Source organism: Enterobacter cloacae complex sp. P12RS, assembly GCF_014895875.1.
Lineage (GTDB): Bacteria > Pseudomonadota > Gammaproteobacteria > Enterobacterales > Enterobacteriaceae > Enterobacter > Enterobacter bugandensis.
This window is the reverse complement of record NZ_JADBQO010000059.1, coordinates 45,057-65,101: the sequence shown is the minus strand read 5'-3', so window position 1 is coordinate 65,101 and position 20,045 is coordinate 45,057. Positions and strand designations below refer to the sequence as shown.

The window sequence follows — 20,045 nt, the reverse complement described above, 5'->3', positions numbered from 1 at the left end:
TACAGCTACTCATTATCAAACCAGCAGCGTTTACGCTTTGCGTATTGAAATGAGTTAACTTCTGGCACTGAGATTAGTCCATAGTGGAATAATGATTATGCTCAACCGAATTACCGTTCAGCTCCCGGTGGAGGGGCTTCTGTTCTGGAAACTGACGGGCCGCGAGGCGATGTCCGAGTCGTTCGCGCTGACGCTGACCGTGCTCGGCACGGACGCACGCATCGACCGCAGTAAGCTGCTGGGCCAGCCGGTCACGGTGACCATCCCGACGCAGAGCCTGCTGACGTCCCGCTATATTAACGGCAAGATTACCCGCGTGGCGGTGAGCGCCGTTGAGCTGACGGGCACCCGCTATGCGGTGTACCAGCTGACGGTGGAGCCGGACCTGTGGCCGATGAAGCGCGACCGTAACCTGCGTATCTTCCAGGGCCAGACGGTGCCGCAGATTGTGAAAACCCTTCTGAGCGAGCATCAGGTCAACGTTGAGGATAAGCTCACCGGCAGCTACCGGGTGTGGGACTACTGCGTGCAGTATCAGGAGTCGAGCCTGGACTTCATCAGCCGCCTGATGGAGCTGGAGGGGATTGCGTATCACTTCCGCCATGAGGCGGACAAACACACCCTGGTGCTCACCGACGCCGCCACACAGCATCAGCCGTTCAGCGGCTATGAGGTCATTCCTTACCACCAGACGCCGTCAGGCGGCAGTACGGACGAAGAGGGCATCAGCCAGTGGGCGCTGGAGGACAGCGTGACGCCGGGGATTTACAGCCTCGACGACTATGACTTCCGCAAGCCGAACGCGTGGCTGTTTCAGGCCCAGCAGAACCCGGCGTCGCCGAAGCCGGGCAGCATCGACGTGTATGACTGGCCGGGGCGCTTTGTGGACAAAGGGCACGGGGAGTTCTATGCCCGTATCCGTCAGGAGCGCTGGCAGGTGGAGCATCAGCAGATTCAGGCCACTGCCACGGCGGCGGGGATTGCGCCAGGGCACACCTTCACGTTAACCAACGCGCCGTTCTTCAGCGACAACGGGGAGTATCTAGTGACGGCGGCGGGCTACCACTTCGAGGAGAACCGCTACGCCAGCGGCGAGGGGGAGACCATACACCGTACCGATTTCACGGTCATTCCGTCGGCGGTGGTTTACCGTCCGGCGCAGAGCACGGCTTGGCCGCGCACCTACGGCCCGCAGACCGCGAAGGTGGTGGGGCCGAAGGGGGAGAGTATCTGGACGGACAAATATGGCCGGGTGAAGGTGAAGTTCCACTGGGACCGGCTGGCGAAGGGCGATGACACCAGCTCCTGCTGGGTGCGAGTGTCGAGCGCGTGGGCGGGCCAGGGCTACGGCGGGGTGCAGATCCCGCGCGTCGGCGACGAGGTGGTGGTGGACTTTATCAACGGCGACCCGGACCGTCCGATTATTACCGGCCGCGTGTATAACGACGCGAGCATGCCGCCGTGGGCGCTTCCGGCCGCGGCGACGCAAATGGGGTTTATGAGCCGCACGAAAGGGGGCTCTGTGGACAACGCCAACGCCCTGCGCTTTGAGGATAAAGCGGGCGCAGAACAGGTGTGGATCCAGGCCGAGCGCAACATGGATACCAGCGTTAAAAATGATGAAACGCACAGCGTCGGCGGGGCGCGCAGCCATTACGTGAAGAAAAATGAGCTGCATCGCGTAGAAGCGAACCAGACGCAGGCCGTGAAAGGTGGCACCGAGATCCTGACGGGGAAAGGCAAGCTGGATGCGGCGGTAGAGCAGTATGTTATTGCATCCGGGACGAAGCTGCGGCTGGTCTCAGGTGAAAGCGCCATAGAGCTTAACGCTAACGGCAAGATTAACCTGATTGGCAAAGAGTTTAACTTCTTCGTTGAGGGAGATGGGTATATCACCACGGGCGGTAAGCTGCATCTGAATACCTCGGGAACCAAGCCGGGCACAACGGCGCCGGGGTCAGGGCATAAAGGGGATATTGATGCGGCGGTGCAGGCGAAATTTACGCCGGGAAAGGAGAGTAAGGCTGGTGTGGCTGCCAGCGCACCAGCCGAAACCTCTAAAAACGCTACGCCTCCAGCATCCAATGTTCCTTCAAGCGGATATGGAAAGGATGTAGATAGTCTTGTCGATAAATCACCGACGATGAAAAATGACATAGCGACGTTAAAGAAACGAGGCTGGACATTTGAAGAAGGTGAAGCAGGCAAGGGGACGTTTGCCAATCGTCAAAAGCGCGTTATTACCGTTGATAAAAATGAGCTCGGTAACCCGAATGCAGTCGTTCAGTCTCTGTCACATGAAAGTGGTCACGCTTTATATGAACCCAACATTGATTTTTCTTCGCGCGACGCCTATCTCAACAGCACACTCAGTGATGAAGGCGCTGCAACCTTGAACAATATCCGGGTCCAACGCGAAATCATAGCCAACAAGGGTGGGGATATAGGTATTGCAGGCAATCCGGCAAATCAGACACAATATAATCGTATCTATGATTCTCTCGAACGTGGGGCTATAAAGGAAAGTGAAGCGCGTACGCAGATAGGCCGTATCTTTGGCAAAGGCGAACAAACGTCTACCACAGGGCAATATTACGAAGATTATTATGGCGGTTGGTATGATAAAAATTATCCATAGTCTAAAAACGGGTGCGGTGCTTGCGGCTTTATTAACGACGGGAATGGCAGGAGGTAACATGCAGAAACAGGATCTTTGGCAGTTCATTGAAGAAATGAGCGCATCACTCAAAACATTGTCCGTTAACAGTCTGGATAACGCTCCGTTGTCATTCAAGCTAACGAAACAAAATGAATATATCAATTTCTACAATGCCGACGATATCAAACTGGCGGATGGAACGAACATTACTGCAATTGATTTACGTTTAAGTAAAGAAAGTGACGGGATGGCACCGTTACTGAATTTTTCACCGTCCGGCCAGTGCATCACTCTCGACACTGTTAAAAAACATTATCCGCAACTGACGTTAACTGATTATCCACGAGGCCGTTCGGAGAACGAAGTGACCAGTTATACAGCGCTAAAGGATATGAATGGGCAAAAAATAAGCTTCAGTTTCACGGTAAAAAAACCTGACTGCTTGGGTGGGGTCGCTATTAGCGCTGACTAAAAATGTTTATTTCATTACTCACTGCTTTTTAAAGTAGTGAGTAGCATAATATTTATCCAGCAAATGACGATTAACGTGAAAAAACGCCTTTCTGTCTCTCTTTTTTTTACCCTCATGTCTACCTTTCTGAGCAGTTATGAAGTAATGGCTCAGACTATGCCGCGCATTCTGGCTAAAGATGATTTTTCTCTGCAGTTAAACGACCAGATTGTGGCACTGGGTGAGAGATGGACTCCTGAGGTTGCGCGTAAAATTGCAGTTTCTGTGGAAGGTAGTTTTGTCGGTGAAGTTCCTTTTGACGGAACGAACTATAAATTCTACCAGCATCAGAAGACTGGGTTAAGAATATTCAGTTCCAATCTCTGGTGGGATAAAACCGAGCGAAGTGTTGACGATTATATTGTGGCGCAGATTACGTTAACTGCTCCGGATGGCAAAACAGTTCGCGGGATCCATATTGGTTCAACAATAAATGAACTTAATAAAGCTTACGGCAGTGGTCAGGTCGAAAATGATTCCGGGGAGCAGTGGGTTTCCTATGAATTGGGTAAGAAATTGCTCTCTTTTGAGCTTAAAGACAGTAAGGTTGTAAAAATAACAATGAATTACGAAAATGGTACTTCAGAGTGAATTATGGCCAAAAAATATCTGGCAGTCGTTTTGTTCACGGCGTTATTGACAGGCCCCGTTGAAACCACAACGGCGCTTGAATTATCACAATATAATAAGCTTGATACGGTTAGCCGCATCGTTAACGACAGCGAAGTGACTGACAATCTCAGGAAAACGCTGGGAAATCATTACCAGACCTTTATTGATAACTTTGATGTCTTCGGTGAACCGCATACCACCACAGGTGGCGGATTGTTTGTTGAAGGTTGGTTAAAAGATCTCTATCAGGAGAATGCATCCGCGCTGGTCATCAATCCTGACGGCAAAATCTTTGCAGCCTGGGTGGTTCCGACGTCGGACGTTATTCATTACCAGTCATCTGACAATAGCCCGGTTATTCATGCCGATATTCAGCAGTGGGCCGCCAGATTTAATGTGAAGCATTTTGCAACGTTCGGCCAATCAAAACTCGTGTTTGACGGGGAGTGGGCTGGCGAATTCAAGAACGACTCGACGTTAACCCTGCGATTAGCTGAATCAGACAACCGGATCATCGGCTCTTATTGCTTTATCTCCCAGAGAGGAAACCGCATAGATTGCCCGGAAGATGATGAGCAAAATCTTAGCGGTACGATCGCTGGCAATCGTGCCAGCGTTGAGTTCAACTCATCGTTTGGCGGCGTAGGTGGACGGGCTGTTCTGGAAATAAAGGGTCGTGAAATGGAATGGCGTTTAGTTACTCCTCCTCAAAAAGGAAATTACTATGCCCCGCTGCGGTATACATTACGTAAAGCCGCTTCGGTTCAAAACGCGGAAACCAGAAAACTGGACACCGATAAATTCGTTATTTCGCTGATAAACAAATGCGGCCATTTTGAGAGCAAATGTGACGAGATGGTTTATCTCGGCGTGCGCAAAAGCGATAACAGTACGATCTCCTTAAGGGGTAAAACGTTACACGACTCCGCAGGTAAAATAATCGGCTCAACGTACAAGAATGGCGAGATCGCTTATACCGTGACGTATGCACCTGTGAAATTGGTTGTCAGCAAAGGCAGTCATGCTTTAGTCGAACAGTCAGGTCAGTGGCTTAAATAAAAAAGCCGGCCAAAAGGCCAGCATGGATTGGCCTCTTTTGTTTCTCTCAATATTAATCATCCCGAGTTCACTTATGAAATACACCCTCCAGGAAGGTTCGTTTTCCCTATTTCCTGCTGCCTGGCAGGATAACAGCATGAACATCATTCGCGATGACGAAAGCGGGCTGTCCGTGGTGGTCAGCCGCGGCGTGATTCCCGATGGCAGCGACTACGAACAAGAGTTTCACCGCCAGTGGGATGTGCTGCGTCCTCAGATGGGTGAGATCGCCCAGAGCGAATTCCGGAGCGTAAAAGCCGGGCCTGATGGAAAAATTAGCGGACTGGAAGTTGAGACCACGTTTGACCGTAACGGGCAGCGCCTGTGGCAAAAACAGCTGGCCGTGCAGACGCCGGGCAAACCGGTATTGATGATTTTTACCCTCTCGGCACTCAGAGCATTCACTGAAGAGGACGAGGTGCGCTGGAGCGCGCTTAAGCAGAGTCTGACGCTAAACGACAACCGGAATGTGTAAGGCATGAGCGATAACAACGCGGCCCGTAAGGGCGACGAGATTATTCACTCCAGCATTTTTGCTGACATCACCAGCATTGTGGCGGAAGGTGCCGCCTATGCGGTGATCGGTGCGGCGGTAGGCGCAGCAGCAACCGTAGCGGCGCCATTGCTGGGTGCGGGGGCAGCAGCTGCAGGCGTGGCAGCAATTGGATCCAGTTGTCTGTTAAGCGGCATCATTGGCGGCGTGCTGGCGAACGTGGCGGGTATCACAGACGATATCAGTAACGCCGCGGAAGGGTTAGGTAATGCGCTTTTCCCGCCGTCGCCTGCGGGCAAAATCACCACCGGTTCGAACAACGTTCTGACCAACGCAATCCCTGCCGCGCGCGCGGCAGGCACGCTCACGCCCGCCGATACCCCGCCCCCTGAGCCGCAGTCGCCGGGCAGCTTTGCCGATTACGCGGGCATGCTGCTTTCCGCCGCCGGACAGTTTGGCAGCGAAATGTGGCAGCCGAGTGTGGCCTCCGCCGCTGCGGGAACCTCGCCGCTGGAAGAAGACAAGGTGGCGTGTGAAAAACACTCCGGGCCGCAGTATCTGGCGGAAGGTTCCAAAAGCGTCTTCATCAACGGCCAGCCTGCGGTGCGCGCGAAAGATCGCACCACCTGCGAAGGCACCGTTTCCGACGATGTCTCTCCTAACGTGATCATCGGCGGGGACACGCTCACGGTCCGCGATATCAAAAGCGGTAAAACGCCGGGTCTGGCGCTGGGGATGATTGCGCTCTCCCTGCTGCGCGGGCGTCCGGGCAAGATCCTGAAAAACATGCCCTGCGCGCTGGCGGCGGCAGGCGGTGGGATGCTGGCGGATATGGCGGTGAATGCCGTGTTTGGCTCCTCGCACCCGGTTCACGCCGCCACCGGCGTGAAGGTGCTGAATGACGACGACGAGCTCGATTTCTCGCTGCCGGGGCGCTTCCCGCTGCGCTGGCAGCGCAGCTATAACAGCCTGACCACCCGCGAAGGGCTGTTCGGTCTGGGCTGGGCTACAACCTTTGACAGCTATCTGACGCTGGAAGATAACAATGCGACCTGGTTCGACGAAACCGGGCGCGAGCTGAGCTTTGAACTGCCGCCTGTCGACCAGGCGTTTTACAGCATCAGCGAAGGCATCATTATCCGCCGCAATGAGAGCGGCGACGTGGCGATTGCCGACGATGACGGCGCGGTGTGGCGTCTGTACAAACCGACCCGCGCGAATCCTTCTATCCTGCGTCTGGCCTCCCTCAGCGATGAATACGGCAACGCGCTGCTGACGGCGTGGGACGAGCACGGCAGGCTGATCGGTCTTCACGACGAGCCGCGGGCTATCGACGTCACCCTGCGCTATGAGGATGAACGTTTCCCGCAGCGGGTTACCGCAGCCAGCCATTTTGACGGCAACCAAACCTGGCCGCTGATGCAGTGGGGCTACGATGCGCGCGGCCAGCTGGCGAGCGCGACGGATGCCTCCGGCGTGGTGACGCGTGAATACCGTTACAACGACCACGGCCTGATGGTCTGGCACCGGATGCCCGGGGGGCTGGAGAGCGAATACCGCTGGAAACAATTCGATCACTGGCGCGTGGTGGAAAACCGCACCAGCACCGGCGATGGCTGCCGCTTTAGCTACGATTTAGACGCGGGGCTGACGACCGTCGAGCACTACGACGGCCAGACGCGACGCCACTACTGGAACGCGCAGAATCTGATTGTGCGCTACGTCGACGAGCGCGGTGAAAACTGGCGCTACGAGTGGGACGATAACGAGCTTTTGACGCGCCGTATCGATCCGCTCGGCAACGCCGTCACCTTCGTCTACGACGAGATGGGCAACCGGGTGCAGGAAATCGATGCCGACGGCAATACCCGCACCACCACCTGGCTTGAGCACCGCGCACTCCCCTCGTCAATCATTGAAGCAGACGGCAGCGCGACCCGGTTCTGGTACGACGAACACCACGGGCTGAAGCGCATGGTGGATCCGCTGGGGCAGACGACGCAGCTGCGCCGGGACGAGTTTGGCCAGGTTGTGGAAGAGATCGATGCCGCCGGCAACAGCCGCTATCAGGAGTACAACGAGGCCGGGCAGATTGTCCGTTCGACGGACTGTTCCGGGCGTATTACCCGCTATCGCTATCACCCGCTGGGCTGGCTGGTGGCAGAGATTAGCGCCGACGGTGAAGAGACGCGCTACCGCTACGACGCCGCAGGGCGCCCGGTGCAGCTCGATCGCCCGGAAGGCTGGACTGAGTCGCTTAAATGGAACGAACGTGGCCTGCCGGTGAGGCACGCGGGCGCCGACGGGAAAGAGAGCGAGTTCAGATACGATGAGGCGGGGCGCTTAACCGCCACCCGTAATACGCAGGGCGAAGAGGTCCGTCGCCGCTGGGACAGCCGCGGGCGTCTGATTGCCCTGGAAAACGAAAACGGCGAAGCGTACCAGTTCCGCTGGGGCGCTGACTCGCTGCTGCTGGAAGAGGTAGGGCTTGATGGCGTGGCCTCGCAGTATCGCTATGATGCCTGCGGACGCACGATAGCGCGCACGTATGCCGCCGGCCATCCGGAGGCCATCACCCACGCCTTCGCCTGGAGCGCGAGCGGCCAGCTGGTCGCCCGCACCACGCCAGAAGGGCAGACCCGCTACCACTACACGCCGTCCGGGCTATTAAGCCGCATTGGGCTGCATCCGGCGCTTTCAGCCGATGCCTGGAGCACCGAGGCGGAGCAGGAGCTCGCCTTTGAGTATGACGCGCTCGGCCGCGTGACGCGCGAAGCGGGCGAGCACGGGGAGCTGGCGTGGGAATATGATGCGCTGGGCAATCGCACCTCCGTCACGCTGCCCGATGGCCGCGAGCTGAAACAGTTCTACTACGGCAGCGGACATCTGCTCAGTATTGCCCTCGATAAGCTGTCGGTCTCCGACTTTACCCGCGACGAGCTTCACCGCGAGACCAGCCGCACGCAGGGGCTGCTGACCACCCGCAGCGAATACGACCGCCTTGGTCGCCTGCATCGGCGGGACGTCTTCACCGGCAACGCCCAGCGCCCGTCGCCGCGCCGCTGGTCCCGCCGCTGGGATTACGATTACCGTAATAACCTGGTTCGCGAAGAGCGGGACGATAACCCGTTCAGTTGGTACCGCTGGCAGTACGACAGCGCCGGGCGTCTGCTCGTTCAGGACGGCACGCTGCCCGGCCAGGAGCAGTGGCGCTGGGATGCGGCGGGTAACCCGCTCGAAGGCTCTGCTGAGAAGGTCACGCATAACCGCCTGACGCAACTGAACGGCATTCGCTGGCGCTATGATGTCCACGGACGCACCGTGGAGAAAGATAACGGCCAGACCCGCTGGCACTATCGCTACGACGGTGAGCACCGTCTGACGGAGGTGATCAGCCAGCCGCGGGACCGCAACAGGCCGCAGACGCAGGTCAGCTTCCGCTATGACCCGCTCGGGCGACGCATCAGCAAAACGCGACGCCAGATGCTGGGCGGCCAGCCAACCGGCAAGCCGGTCACCACCCGGTTTGTCTGGGAAGGGTTCCGCCTGCTGCAGGAAGTGCACGGGGATGTGCCGCTGACCTACGTCTACAGCGATCAGGACAGCTACGATCCGCTGGCGCGTATTGACGGCGTGGAAGCGCCGGAGATCTTCTGGTTCCACTGCCAGCCCAACGGCACGCCGGAGCGGATGACGGATAGCGAAGGGCAGGTGCGCTGGGAAGGGGTGAACAGCGCCTGGGGCAAGCTGCTGCGGGAAAGCGAGACGCAGGTATCAGGATATTCTCAGAACCTGCGGATGCAGGGGCAATACCTGGACCGTGAGACAGGGCTGCACTACAATCTGTTCCGGTATTACGACCCGGATTGCGGATGGTTTACGCAGCAGGACCCGATAGGGCTGGCGGGGGGGATAAACCTTTACCAGTATGCGCCGAATGCGCTGAAATATATTGACCCTCTTGGCTTATCATCAACCACTTTCTATCATGCTGGTGATATTCGGGGCGAGATTAATCCTTCTATGGGGAGGCATGGATTAGATTTTAATCCTTCTAATCAAGGTGGTTTTTACGTAACTACTGATAAATCACAGGCTATTAAATGGGCAGAGTTGAGAGGACATCCTACTATAACGCAATTTGATATACCGAATTCAGAACTCGATAAACTAAATATAAAAGTATTTGAGGCTGCTGATAATGAATGGGCTAAATTTGTAACTCAGGGTAGAGCCAACACACTTGCACATAGTTATGATGCTGTAAGTGGACCAATGTTAGCAAACCCAGGTGCTGTAAAAAAAGGAGGAAAGGCTAAGCCCATAGGTTCACAGCTTGCTATTTTCTCAAATAAAGCAGCAACCGTGTTTGATCGTTATAAAGTAAAAAAAAGGTGTAAAGGGCAATGAATATTATCGATGGTGTCCAATTCAATGATTCTAATGAAAGTGTTATTTTTAATTACTATAGTTGGGTTGAGTTGATTAAAGCAATTATTGTTAAATATGCGAATAAAACAGAGGGAGAGGCTGAGCGTATAGTATTAGCCTCTCCACTTGTTCGTATTACGGAAAATGATTACATGTCTGTGGCTTTGCGCAGTCATGAAAGTGAATATCATTGGGCAATGCTAATTGCTTATGGTGATCAATATTGGACAAAGGGAGTTTCACCAGATGAACCTGACGGATACTTTGAGTGGGAAAAAGAATACAAGAAAAAAAATAATCTGGCAGAGGATAACTTTATTTTTAGGGATTAAGTGAAAGAAAAAAGTTTAAGAAGTAAGATCTTGTCAGTTTTATTGTATGTTATGGCGTTATTATATTGAAGCATATAGTAATATATCATAGTGATCCCTTTCTAAGACTTAAAGCTCCGCTAAGAATTATAATGTAATCTTATACTATAAGTGGATTCGTCTCTGTAGAACAAACGGAGGATTTAATTATTACTTGCGATAAGTCTAACTGAGAGGCAAAGGATGAGCACAGTTTACGAAGTTATTTTGGCCCTATATAAAACCACTCGAAGAGATTGACGCAGCGATACCTGCTCATGTTGAGTGGTTAAAAAAGGGGGATTCAGAGGGGATTTTCCTGGCGTCCGAAAGCCGGTTCCTAAGAAACGATAGGGACATATTCGCTAAGAGTGAGAGTCTTGCCTCTCTTAAAGAGCATTTATGCGAGGATCCTTTTCAGGCTTTAAAGCTTGCGACTGCATCATTACTTTTGAACCCTGCTTGGAACAGAGCTCTTAGACAATGTGATTTGACTCCGCAATAAAAAAATCCACGCCAAAGCGTGGATTTTTTTCATTCAAAACAAATCAAACGTTAAACAGGAAGTTCATCACGTCGCCATCTTTAACGATGTAATCTTTCCCTTCCGCACGCATCTTGCCTGCTTCTTTCGCGCCTTGCTCACCCTTGTAGGTGATAAAGTCCTCAAACGCGATAGTCTGCGCACGAATGAAGCCCTTCTCGAAGTCGGTGTGGATCTTACCGGCCGCCTGAGGCGCAGTCGCACCCACAGGAATCGTCCACGCACGCACTTCTTTAACGCCAGCGGTGAAGTAGGTCTGCAGGTTCAGCAGCTCATAGCCCGCGCGGATTACGCGGTTCAGGCCCGGCTCTTCCAGACCCAGTTCGGCCATGAACTCTTCACGGTCGGCGTCGTCCAGCTCGGCGATATCGGACTCAACGGCTGCGCAAACCGCCACAACCACAGAACCTTCCGCCGCGGCGATTTCACGGACTTTGTCCAGGTACGGGTTGTTCTCGAAACCGTCTTCGTTAACGTTGGCGATGTACATGGTTGGCTTCAGGGTCAGGAAGCTCAGGTATTTGATCGCCGCTTTGTCTTCGTCAGTCAGGTTTTTCAGCGCGCGCAGCATGCCGGCGTTTTCCAGCTGTGGCAGGCATTTTTCCAGCGCAGCCAGTTCCGCTTTCGCATCCTTGTCGCCGCCTTTCGCTTTCTTCTGCACGCGGTGAATGGCGCGTTCGCAGGTGTCGAGGTCAGAGAGCGCCAGCTCGGTGTTAATGACGTCGATGTCGTCAGCCGGATCCACTTTGTTATTAACGTGGATGATGTTGTCGTTCTCGAAGCAGCGCACAACGTGGCCGATCGCTTCAGTTTCACGGATGTTGGTCAGGAACTGGTTACCCAGACCTTCGCCTTTGGAGGCACCCTTCACCAGGCCCGCGATGTCCACGAACTCCATGGTGGTGGGCAGAATGCGCTGCGGCTTCACGATTTCCGCGAGCTGGTCCAGACGCGGGTCCGGCATTGGCACAACGCCGGTGTTAGGTTCGATGGTACAGAACGGGAAGTTCGCCGCTTCGATACCCGCTTTGGTAAGCGCGTTAAACAGGGTGGATTTGCCCACGTTTGGCAGACCGACGATACCGCATTTGAATCCCATTTCTAAATCACCTTAATATCTTGATAATCAATCCGTTAACGATAACCGATTGATGAAAAGTAAATAACTACGCCTATTATACACGTAACCCGCATGACGCGCGGTAAAAAAGCCGTATCGGGCGGATTATTGCGCTTTGAAAGCGTGTAAGCGATTTGTCGCTTTGGTTAAGCCGTCTTGCAGCCAGATTTCAGTGCAGCGCGCCGCTTCGTCTACCGCCTCGTCAATCAGTTTTTGTTCGGAAACCGGGGGTTTACCGAGTACGAAACCGACAACTTTGTTTTTATCGCCCGGATGGCCGATTCCCACGCGCAAACGGTGGAAATTCGGGTTATTGCCCAACTTGCTGATGATGTCTTTAAGACCGTTGTGACCGCCGTGTCCGCCGCCCAGCTTGAATTTTGCTACGCCAGGCGGGAGATCCAGCTCATCGTGAGCCACCAGAATTTCATCCGGGTTGATGCGATAAAACGTTGCCATTGCCGCCACCGCTTTACCGCTCAGGTTCATAAAGGTGGTGGGCACCAGCAGGCGAACATCCGCGCCAGCAAGGTTGATACGTGAGGTGTAGCCGAAGAATTTAGGTTCTTCACGCAGGGGAGCACGTAACCGTTCGGCCAGCAGATCGACGTACCAGGCTCCGGCGTTGTGGCGGGTGGCCGCATACTCCGCGCCCGGGTTGGCGAGGCCGACAATCAGTTTAATCGTCACGATTCAATTCCTAATGGGTTCCAGATCTGGCGCGTAGTTTACTGTCTGGCGCGCCGCTTGACAAAATTCTGCGGTTATCCCGGCGAAATTCGAATAATTACTCATCTGAACAATTAGAATTTCAAGCTGTTCAACGCCTTATTTGTAAACTTTTGTCTGTGCGTTATCCGTAATTGTGATCATTCACGCAACTCATAAAAGGGGCGTTGTCTATACTTTACACACAAGGATTAGGGGCTTTTCCCCTGACAACCCAAAGTTCCGGAGGTGACATATGAAACGCAAAAACGCTTCGATGCTCGGTAACGTGCTAATGGGGTTGGGACTTTTCGTGATGGTAGTCGGCGTAGGTTATTCCATTTTAAACCAACTGCCGCAGCTTGATCTCCCACAATACTTCGCGCATGGCGCGGTATTGAGCATCTTCCTCGGTGCAGTATTGTGGCTCGCCGGGGCGCGCGTGAGCGGACATGAGGAAGTTTGCGATAAATACTGGTGGGTGCGCCACTACGACAAACGCTGTCGTCGTGACCAGCATAAGCACAGCTAGTGCCTGATTAAGAACATCGAAACGACTCCATCCGGAGTCGTTTTTTTTTGCATAGCATATTGACCCTCACGTAACGTAAGGCTCCAGAGTGGTGGCACTGGCAAAGTAAAAAGGAGCAGTTATGTTGATTCAGGTGGGTGAGCTGGCGAAACGAGCCGGTATCACCGTGCGGACATTGCATCACTACGAGCAAACAGGGCTGTTGCTGCCTTCTGCCAGAAGCGCGGCAGGTTACCGGCTTTACAACCTGGCGGATGTCCAGCGTCTGCACATGATCCAGGCGCTGGCAAAAGCGGGGCTGGAACTTGCCGAAATCAGGGATTTTCTGGAAAAGGAGTCGCTGTCGTTGACCGAGCTACTCGATGCGCAAATCACGCTGCTGGATAAACAGCTGCGCAGCATACACACGCTGCGCGACCGGCTGGTGGAGCTGCGTACCGGGCTTACCGACGATGCGACGCCGGATCTGGAGTCCTGGCTACAGACTCTGGAGTTAATGAATATGTACGATCGCTGGTTTAGCAAAGAAGAGTTACAGCAGTTGCCGTTTGCGGTACAGAAGGATGCGCTGGCGGCTATCTGGTCAGGGCTGGTGGCAGAGGCTAACGCGCTGCTGGAACAGGATATACCCGTTACTGACACGCGGGCGATGGATCTGGCGACCCGCTGGATGGAACGTCTTGAACAGGACACGGCGGGCAAGCCGGAGTTTCTCACCCGGCTGAACGAGATGCACAGCGTAGAGCCACAGATGCAGGCGCAGACCGGCATCACCCCGGAGATGACAGATTACATCACGCGGGCGTTTGCGGAATCTAAGCTCAGCATATGGGAGAAGTATCTCACTGCCGAAGAGATGGCCTTTACCCGGGCACATTATTTTGACCGCATGATGGAGTGGCCGCCGCTGGTGGCGAAACTGCATCAGGCGCAGCGGGACAATATCGCTCCTGACTCGAAGGAGGCGCAAAAGCTGGCTGAAAACTGGCTGGCGTTGTTCCAGTCCTACGCAGGCACCAACCCCGAGACCCAGCAAAAGTTTCGTACGGCTATGCAGCAGGAGCCGCATCTGATGAAAGGAACCTGGATGACGCCTGCCGTGCTTGCATGGCTCCAGCAGGCGATCGGGGTGATGATGCAGAGACGTTTCTCTGCATCAGGTAACTCACAGATCCGCTAACGCGGCTTCACGGTTAGGATAAAAGGCAAGGCGGCCAGGGATCGGCTGCACGCCCGCACGCGCCATGGTGCGCAGGGGCTGGAATTCCAGGTTGCTGACCCGCAGCTCGCAGCCTTCCGGCAGACGTGCAACAAAGCGCTGGAAGGCATCCAGACCACCGGCATCCAGCACCGGGACGGCATCCCACTTCAGCACCACAACCCGTTTCCCCGCGATGCGGGACTCCAGATCGCTGAACAATCCTTCCGCCGCGGCGAAGAATAGCGGGCCAATCACGCGCAGCACCAGCACATCCTCAGGCACCTCGACGTTTACCGACGAGAGGCGCGTCATCTGCGCGATGCGGCGCATAAACAGCAGGGAGGCCAGCACGATCCCGACGCTGATGGCGATAACCATGTCGAACAGCACGGTCAGCGACATGCAGATTAGCATCACGATGATGTCGTCTTTCGGCGCGCGACGCAGCAGGTTCACCACCTTGTGCGCCTCGCTCATGTTCCAGGCCACCATCAGCAGCAGGGCGGCCATGGCGGAAAGCGGCAGCCAGGAGAGCAGTGGGGCAAGGATCAGCAGCGCCAGAATCACCAGCACGGAGTGGATAACCGCCGAAACGGGGGAGGTCGCACCTGCGCGCACGTTTGCCGCAGAACGGGCGATGGCTGCCGTAGCGGTAATCCCGCCAAAGAACGGTGCGATGAGGTTGCCTAAGCCCTGACCGACCAGTTCGCTGTTGGCTTTGTGCTTGGTGCCGGTCATGCCGTCGAGCACCACAGCGCACAGCAGGGATTCAATCGCTCCCAGCATCGCCATAGAGAACGCGGCGGGCAGCAGGGCGCGAAGGGAATCCCAGCTCAGGGTGAAGCTCGAACCAGGCATGTCCCACGGCAGCACCAGCTGCGGCAGCAGCTGCGGAATGCCGTTACCCTGCGAACCGTCCGCCAGAACATAGTGGAACTGCGAGCCGATAGTCGCGACATGACCGCCGAACATATTGACGATAGCCATCACCGCGCAGCCCAGCAGCAGGGCGGGCAGATGGCCCGGCAGGCGAATACCGAGGCGAGGCCAGACGATCAGCGTCCCCAGGGTGACTATTCCGATGGCGGCGTCGCCCAGGTTGGCCGTTGGCAGCGCCATAAACAGCGCCCCCACTTTTTGTAAATAGTGCTCCGGGACGTGGGGCATCTGCAGACCGAGAAAATCTTTGATCTGCATGGTTCCGATGGTGATCCCAATCCCCGAGGTGAACCCCAGCGTCACGGAAAGGGGAATATATTCAATCAGGCGACCAAAACGGGCCAGACCGAACAGAATCAAAAAGACGCCGGACATCAGGGTGGCAACCAGCAGGCCTGCCAGACCAAACTGCTGCGAAACCGGGTAGAGGATCACCACAAAGGCGGCGGTCGGGCCGGAGACGCTGAAGCGCGAGCCGCCCGTCAGGGCAATAACAATCCCGGCAACGGCCGAGGTATACAGACCGTACTGTGGCGCAACGCCGCTGCCAATCGCCAGCGCCATCGCCAGCGGGATGGCAATAATTCCGACGGTGATCCCGGCAATCAGGTCACGGATAAAGCGTGACGAGGTGTATTTCTCTTTCCAGCAGGCGTCGATGAGGGCGCGAAAGGGCAGAACATGTGAGGAGGCTACGTTTTTCACAATTATCTATCATCCGTGTGCGCATCATCTGTCATGTGAATGGCAGGTGAAGGAGGCATTAATCATACAAATAAAACCCAGAGACAAAAAAACCCGCCGCAGCGGGTTTTTTGGCCGTGTTCGATTAGTGTTCGAACATTGCAGAGATGGATTCTTCGTTGCTGATACGACGAATCGCTTCGGCCAGCATCCCGGACAGGGTCAAGGTACGCACGTTTGGCAGTGCCTTGATCTCGTCGCTCAGTGGGATGGTATCGCATACCACAACTTCGTCAATGACGGAGTTGCGCAGGTTGTTCACTGCATTACCGGAGAAGATCGGGTGGGTCGCGTAAGCGAACACGCGCTTGGCACCGCGCTCTTTCAGCGCTTCAGCGGCTTTACACAGCGTACCGCCGGTATCGATCATGTCGTCAACCAGCACGCAGTCGCGGCCAGCCACGTCACCGATGATGTGCATCACCTGAGAAACGTTAGCGCGCGGACGACGCTTGTCGATGATCGCCATGTCGGTATCGTTCAGCAGCTTAGCGATAGCACGGGCACGTACCACGCCGCCGATGTCCGGAGAAACCACGATTGGGTTGTCCAGGTTCAGCTGCAGCATGTCTTCCAGCAGGATTGGGCTGCCGAATACGTTATCAACCGGGACGTCGAAGAAGCCCTGGATCTGCTCTGCGTGCAGGTCAACGGTCAGTACGCGGTCAACACCGACGCTGGACAGGAAGTCAGCGACAACTTTTGCGGTGATTGGCACACGCGCGGAACGGACGCGACGGTCCTGGCGGGCATAACCAAAGTAAGGGATAACAGCAGTGATACGGCCTGCGGAAGCGCGACGCAGAGCGTCGACCATAACAACCAGTTCCATCAGGTTGTCGTTTGTTGGAGCACAGGTGGACTGGATGATGAAAATATCACCACCGCGTACATTTTCGTTAATTTGTACGCTGACTTCGCCGTCGCTAAAGCGACCTACGGCGGCGTCGCCGAGGGAAGTGTACAGGCGGTTGGCAATACGTTGTGCTAGTTCCGGGGTGGCGTTACCAGCAAAAAGCTTCATATCAGGCACGAGAAGAACCTCAGGCATGCGTCCAGTGGTGGATAGCGTTCGCCGCAAACTGCGGGGCCTAAGCGAAGGCTATCCAGGCGGTGTATTAAAGAGCGCGATGCAACGTCTGGAACAGGGTGACGTTGTCACCGAAACTCAGTCTGCGCCAGAATGGCCTGCTGTAGGGGGGAGGTGTTCATCCCGCGCGCTACAAAACCATGCAGCCAATCCGGCGCTTGCTCAAGCACCTGACGGGCGGCGGATTCGGTGTCAAATTCAGCAAAGACACAGGCCCCTGTACCGGTCAGGCGCGACGGCGCGTATTCTAACAGCCAGGAAAGCACCGCATCAACCTCGCGAAAACGTTTTCTTGCGATATCCTCGCAATCGTTGCTGAATTCACAATTTAATAACGTTTCTATTGACCGTACCGGGGTATTTCTTTTCAGGTCAGGATCTTTAAAGATGACCGGGGTCGGAATGCTCACGCCGGGGTGGGCAACCAGATACCATTTTTCCGGCGGGTTGACCGGGGAAAGGATCTCGCCCACGCCCTCGGCAAAGGCCGCGTGGCCGCGAACAAACACAGGGACATCTGCGCCCAGCGTTAAGCCCAAACCAGCCAGTTCATCCGTCGACAGCCCGCAGCCCCAGAGGTGGTTCAGCGCAACCAGCACGGTGGCGGCGTTGGATGAGCCCCCGCCGAGACCGCCACCCATCGGCAGACGCTTCTCAATGCGGATATCCGCACCGCTTCCCGCCGGCAGACGGCCCGATTCCGCGGCGGCTTTCATCAGCAGGCGCGCGGCGCGGACGATCAGGTTGTCCTCATGCGCCACGCCGTCGACCGGCGTCAGCAGGCAAATCTGCCCATCCTGACGCGGCTCGATGGCAATCGTGTCGCCATAGTCAATAAACTGAAACAGCGTCTGCAGAGTGTGATAGCCGTCAGCACGCTGGCCGGTGATGTATAAAAACAGGTTCAGTTTTGCCGGAGAAGGCCAGTGGGTCATCATTTAACGATCCAGTTGTCCATTTTCAGCTTGATGCGCTGGCTGCCCTGGGTCAGCTCCATGTTTGATGGCAGCGAAGGTTTACTCTTGCTGTCATAGGCGCTGTACACCACTTTCCAGGTTTTGCCGTTCTGGGTGTAGTTGACCTGGCTCAGACGGTATTGATCGTCAAGCGTATAGTCGGTCGCTTCGCCCGGCAGGCCGAGGATCCACTGGCGCAGGCTGTTCAGCGGAATTGGCATCCCGGTCAGCTTGCCAATCATCTCTTCGGCATCGGTCGCCGTGTAGTGCTGGCCTTTGTTATCGGTGATCTGCGCTTCGCCCGGTTTGGCGATAAGCTCCAGCTCGGTGCTGCCAAGCGGGTTCAGCAGCAGCAGGCGATAGTTGTCCTGCCCCGTTTGCTGCCAGAAGAAGCGGGCATAAACCTTTTGTTCGTCAGAGAGATACGCGAAGGCGCCGCGCGTCTGGTACTGCTTCAAATTAAGGACGTCCTGCTGGTGCTGACGCCACTGCGGTGAATCAGGGCTTTTGCCCGGGCCTTTTGGTTGGGTGACAGTACAGGCGGTCAGAACCAGTGCTGCCAGCGGCAGCAGGCGAATCAGTCGGGTCATAATGAGGACAAATCCTTGAGATACGTTGCAGTTATAACTGTTAATGCTAGCGCCCCGCAGTGCTACCGTCTACGTTCAAATTATCTCAAAGCGTTGGGTAACCTATTACTCCGAAAGGAGGCGGTCTCTTTTATTGATCTCGCGCATCCTGTATGATGCGTCCTGCTAACCTTATTAACGCTGGTACTACTCCCGCTCAACATGACCCTATTAGCACTCGGCATCAACCACAAAACGGCCCCGGTTTCGCTGCGAGAACGCGTTACGTTTTCGCCGGATACGCTTGACCTGGCGCTGGACAGCCTGCTTGCACAGCCGATGGTGCAGGGTGGCGTGGTGCTTTCGACGTGCAACCGTACCGAGCTGTATTTGAGCGTGGAAGAGCAGGATAACCTGCACGACGCGCTGATCCGCTGGCTATGTGACTACCACAATCTCAACGAAGACGAGCTGCGCAACAGCCTGTACTGGCATCAGGATAACGATGCGGTCAGCCATCTGATGCGCGTCGCCAGCGGTCTGGATTCGCTGGTGCTGGGCGAGCCGCAGATCCTCGGCCAGGTAAAAAAAGCCTTCGCAGATTCCCAGAAAGGGCATCTCAAGGCCAGTGAGCTGGAGCGTATGTTCCAGAAGTCCTTCTCCGTGGCGAAGCGTGTGCGAACCGAAACCGACATTGGTGCCAGTGCGGTTTCTGTTGCTTTCGCGGCCTGTACCCTTGCACGGCAAATCTTTGAATCCCTGTCGACCGTCACCGTGATGCTGGTAGGCGCGGGCGAAACCATCGAGCTTGTGGCGCGCCATCTGCGCGAGCATAAAGTGAAAAAGATGATTATCGCGAACCGCACCCGCGAACGCGCGCAGGTGCTGGCGGACGAAGTGGGTGCCGAGGTGGTTGCGCTGAGCGATATTGATGAACGTCTGAAAGAGGCGGACATTATTATCAGCTCTACCGCCAGCCCGCTGCCGATCATCGGTAAAGGGATGGTGGAGCGTGCGCTGAAATCTCGCCGTAATCAGCCAATGCTGCTGGTGGATATCGCCGTTCCGCGCGATGTTGAGCCAGAGGTTGGCAAGCTGGCTAACGCCTATCTTTACAGCGTGGATGACCTGCAAAGCATTATTTCGCACAACCTCGCCCAGCGTAAAGCGGCGGCGGTGCAGGCGGAAACCATTGTTGAGCAGGAAACCAGCGAATTTATGGCCTGGCTGCGCGCGCAAAGCGTCAGCGAGACCATCCGCGAGTATCGCGGACAGGCGGAGCAGGTGCGTGATGACCTGACTGCCAAAGCGTTAGCGGCCCTGGAACAGGGCGGCGACGCGCAGGCGATTATGCAGGATCTGGCGTGGAAGCTGACCAACCGCCTGATCCATGCGCCAACCAAATCTCTTCAACAGGCTGCCCGTGACGGGGATGATGAACGCCTGACTATTCTGCGCAACAGCCTCGGGCTGGAATAGCGCCCTATA

At 55.5% G+C, this 20,045-nt stretch carries 16 protein-coding genes and 1 pseudogene; 11 read left to right on the top strand and 6 right to left on the bottom strand.

Translation table 11 applies throughout. From position 1 onward, the window contains the following. Positions 1–97 precede the first annotated feature (97 nt). From IM284_RS22165 to IM284_RS23795, 8 genes and pseudogenes are all read left to right on the top strand, one after another. Positions 98–2,638: a type VI secretion system Vgr family protein gene (locus tag IM284_RS22165; protein WP_193055929.1), complete on the top strand. Its 2,541-nt coding sequence runs from the start codon at positions 98–100 to the stop codon at positions 2,636–2,638. Beyond that, positions 2,619–3,131 (top strand): hypothetical protein, encoded by a 513-nt coding sequence (locus IM284_RS22160; RefSeq protein WP_047366809.1) that lies wholly within the window; start codon positions 2,619–2,621, stop codon positions 3,129–3,131. The genes IM284_RS22165 and IM284_RS22160 overlap by 20 nt, the downstream gene beginning before the upstream one ends. Positions 3,132–3,206: 75 nt before the next feature. After that, positions 3,207–3,761 carry a hypothetical protein gene (locus tag IM284_RS22155; RefSeq protein WP_240476404.1) on the top strand — a complete coding sequence of 185 codons (555 nt, stop codon included), beginning with the start codon at positions 3,207–3,209 and terminating at the stop codon, positions 3,759–3,761. Positions 3,762–3,764: 3 nt separating this feature from the next. Next, on the top strand, positions 3,765–4,841 hold the full coding sequence (locus IM284_RS22150; protein WP_193055928.1) for a hypothetical protein: 1,077 nt from the start codon (positions 3,765–3,767) through the stop codon (positions 4,839–4,841). Between the two features lie 73 nt (positions 4,842–4,914). Continuing rightward, positions 4,915–5,355 carry a DcrB-related protein gene (locus IM284_RS22145; protein ID WP_047366812.1) on the top strand — a complete coding sequence of 147 codons (441 nt, stop codon included), beginning with the start codon at positions 4,915–4,917 and terminating at the stop codon, positions 5,353–5,355. Between the two features lie 3 nt (positions 5,356–5,358). Beyond that, positions 5,359–9,783 carry an RHS repeat-associated core domain-containing protein gene (locus IM284_RS22140; protein ID WP_193055927.1) on the top strand — a complete coding sequence of 1,475 codons (4,425 nt, stop codon included), beginning with the start codon at positions 5,359–5,361 and terminating at the stop codon, positions 9,781–9,783. Continuing rightward, complete coding sequence (locus IM284_RS22135) at positions 9,780–10,136, top strand: hypothetical protein (RefSeq protein WP_047368724.1); 357 nt, start codon at positions 9,780–9,782, stop codon at positions 10,134–10,136. The genes IM284_RS22140 and IM284_RS22135 overlap by 4 nt, the downstream gene beginning before the upstream one ends. A gap of 222 nt (positions 10,137–10,358) precedes the next feature. Further along, positions 10,359–10,648: pseudogene (locus tag IM284_RS23795) on the top strand (YciI family protein). 54 nt (positions 10,649–10,702) lie between these two features. On the opposite strand, the gene ychF reads toward IM284_RS23795, so the two are convergent. Both ychF and pth read right to left on the bottom strand, forming a co-directional pair. Then, positions 10,703–11,797, bottom strand: coding sequence for a redox-regulated ATPase YchF (gene ychF / locus IM284_RS22130; protein WP_003856650.1), 1,095 nt, complete (start codon positions 11,795–11,797; stop codon positions 10,703–10,705). A gap of 126 nt (positions 11,798–11,923) precedes the next feature. Further along, positions 11,924–12,508, bottom strand: coding sequence for an aminoacyl-tRNA hydrolase (pth, locus tag IM284_RS22125; protein WP_008499504.1), 585 nt, complete (start codon positions 12,506–12,508; stop codon positions 11,924–11,926). 274 nt (positions 12,509–12,782) lie between these two features. On the opposite strand from pth, the gene ychH reads away from it, so the two are divergent. Further along, positions 12,783–13,058: a stress-induced protein YchH gene (gene ychH, locus IM284_RS22120; protein WP_028013466.1), complete on the top strand. Its 276-nt coding sequence runs from the start codon at positions 12,783–12,785 to the stop codon at positions 13,056–13,058. A 121-nt stretch (positions 13,059–13,179) separates the two neighbouring features. Beyond that, on the top strand, positions 13,180–14,238 hold the full coding sequence (locus IM284_RS22115) for a MerR family transcriptional regulator (protein WP_047368723.1): 1,059 nt from the start codon (positions 13,180–13,182) through the stop codon (positions 14,236–14,238). Here the strand turns inward: IM284_RS22115 and dauA are convergent. From dauA to lolB, 4 genes are all read right to left on the bottom strand, one after another. After that, the gene (gene dauA / locus IM284_RS22110; RefSeq protein ID WP_047368722.1) at positions 14,224–15,903 is read right to left on the bottom strand and encodes a C4-dicarboxylic acid transporter DauA; all 1,680 of its coding nucleotides are present in this window, start codon (positions 15,901–15,903) and stop codon (positions 14,224–14,226) included. The two genes, IM284_RS22115 and dauA, sit on opposite strands and share 15 nt — an antisense overlap. 124 nt (positions 15,904–16,027) lie before the next feature. After that, on the bottom strand, positions 16,028–16,975 hold the full coding sequence (gene prs / locus IM284_RS22105; protein ID WP_003856663.1) for a ribose-phosphate diphosphokinase: 948 nt from the start codon (positions 16,973–16,975) through the stop codon (positions 16,028–16,030). Positions 16,976–17,100: 125 nt separating this feature from the next. Continuing rightward, the gene (gene ispE, locus IM284_RS22100; protein ID WP_028013463.1) at positions 17,101–17,970 is read right to left on the bottom strand and encodes a 4-(cytidine 5'-diphospho)-2-C-methyl-D-erythritol kinase; all 870 of its coding nucleotides are present in this window, start codon (positions 17,968–17,970) and stop codon (positions 17,101–17,103) included. Further along, complete coding sequence (gene lolB, locus IM284_RS22095) at positions 17,967–18,578, bottom strand: lipoprotein insertase outer membrane protein LolB (protein ID WP_028013462.1); 612 nt, start codon at positions 18,576–18,578, stop codon at positions 17,967–17,969. Before lolB ends, ispE begins: the two co-directional genes overlap by 4 nt. Positions 18,579–18,779: 201 nt before the next feature. On the opposite strand from lolB, the gene hemA reads away from it, so the two are divergent. Continuing rightward, positions 18,780–20,036 carry a glutamyl-tRNA reductase gene (gene hemA / locus IM284_RS22090; RefSeq protein WP_021240361.1) on the top strand — a complete coding sequence of 419 codons (1,257 nt, stop codon included), beginning with the start codon at positions 18,780–18,782 and terminating at the stop codon, positions 20,034–20,036. Positions 20,037–20,045 lie beyond the last annotated feature (9 nt).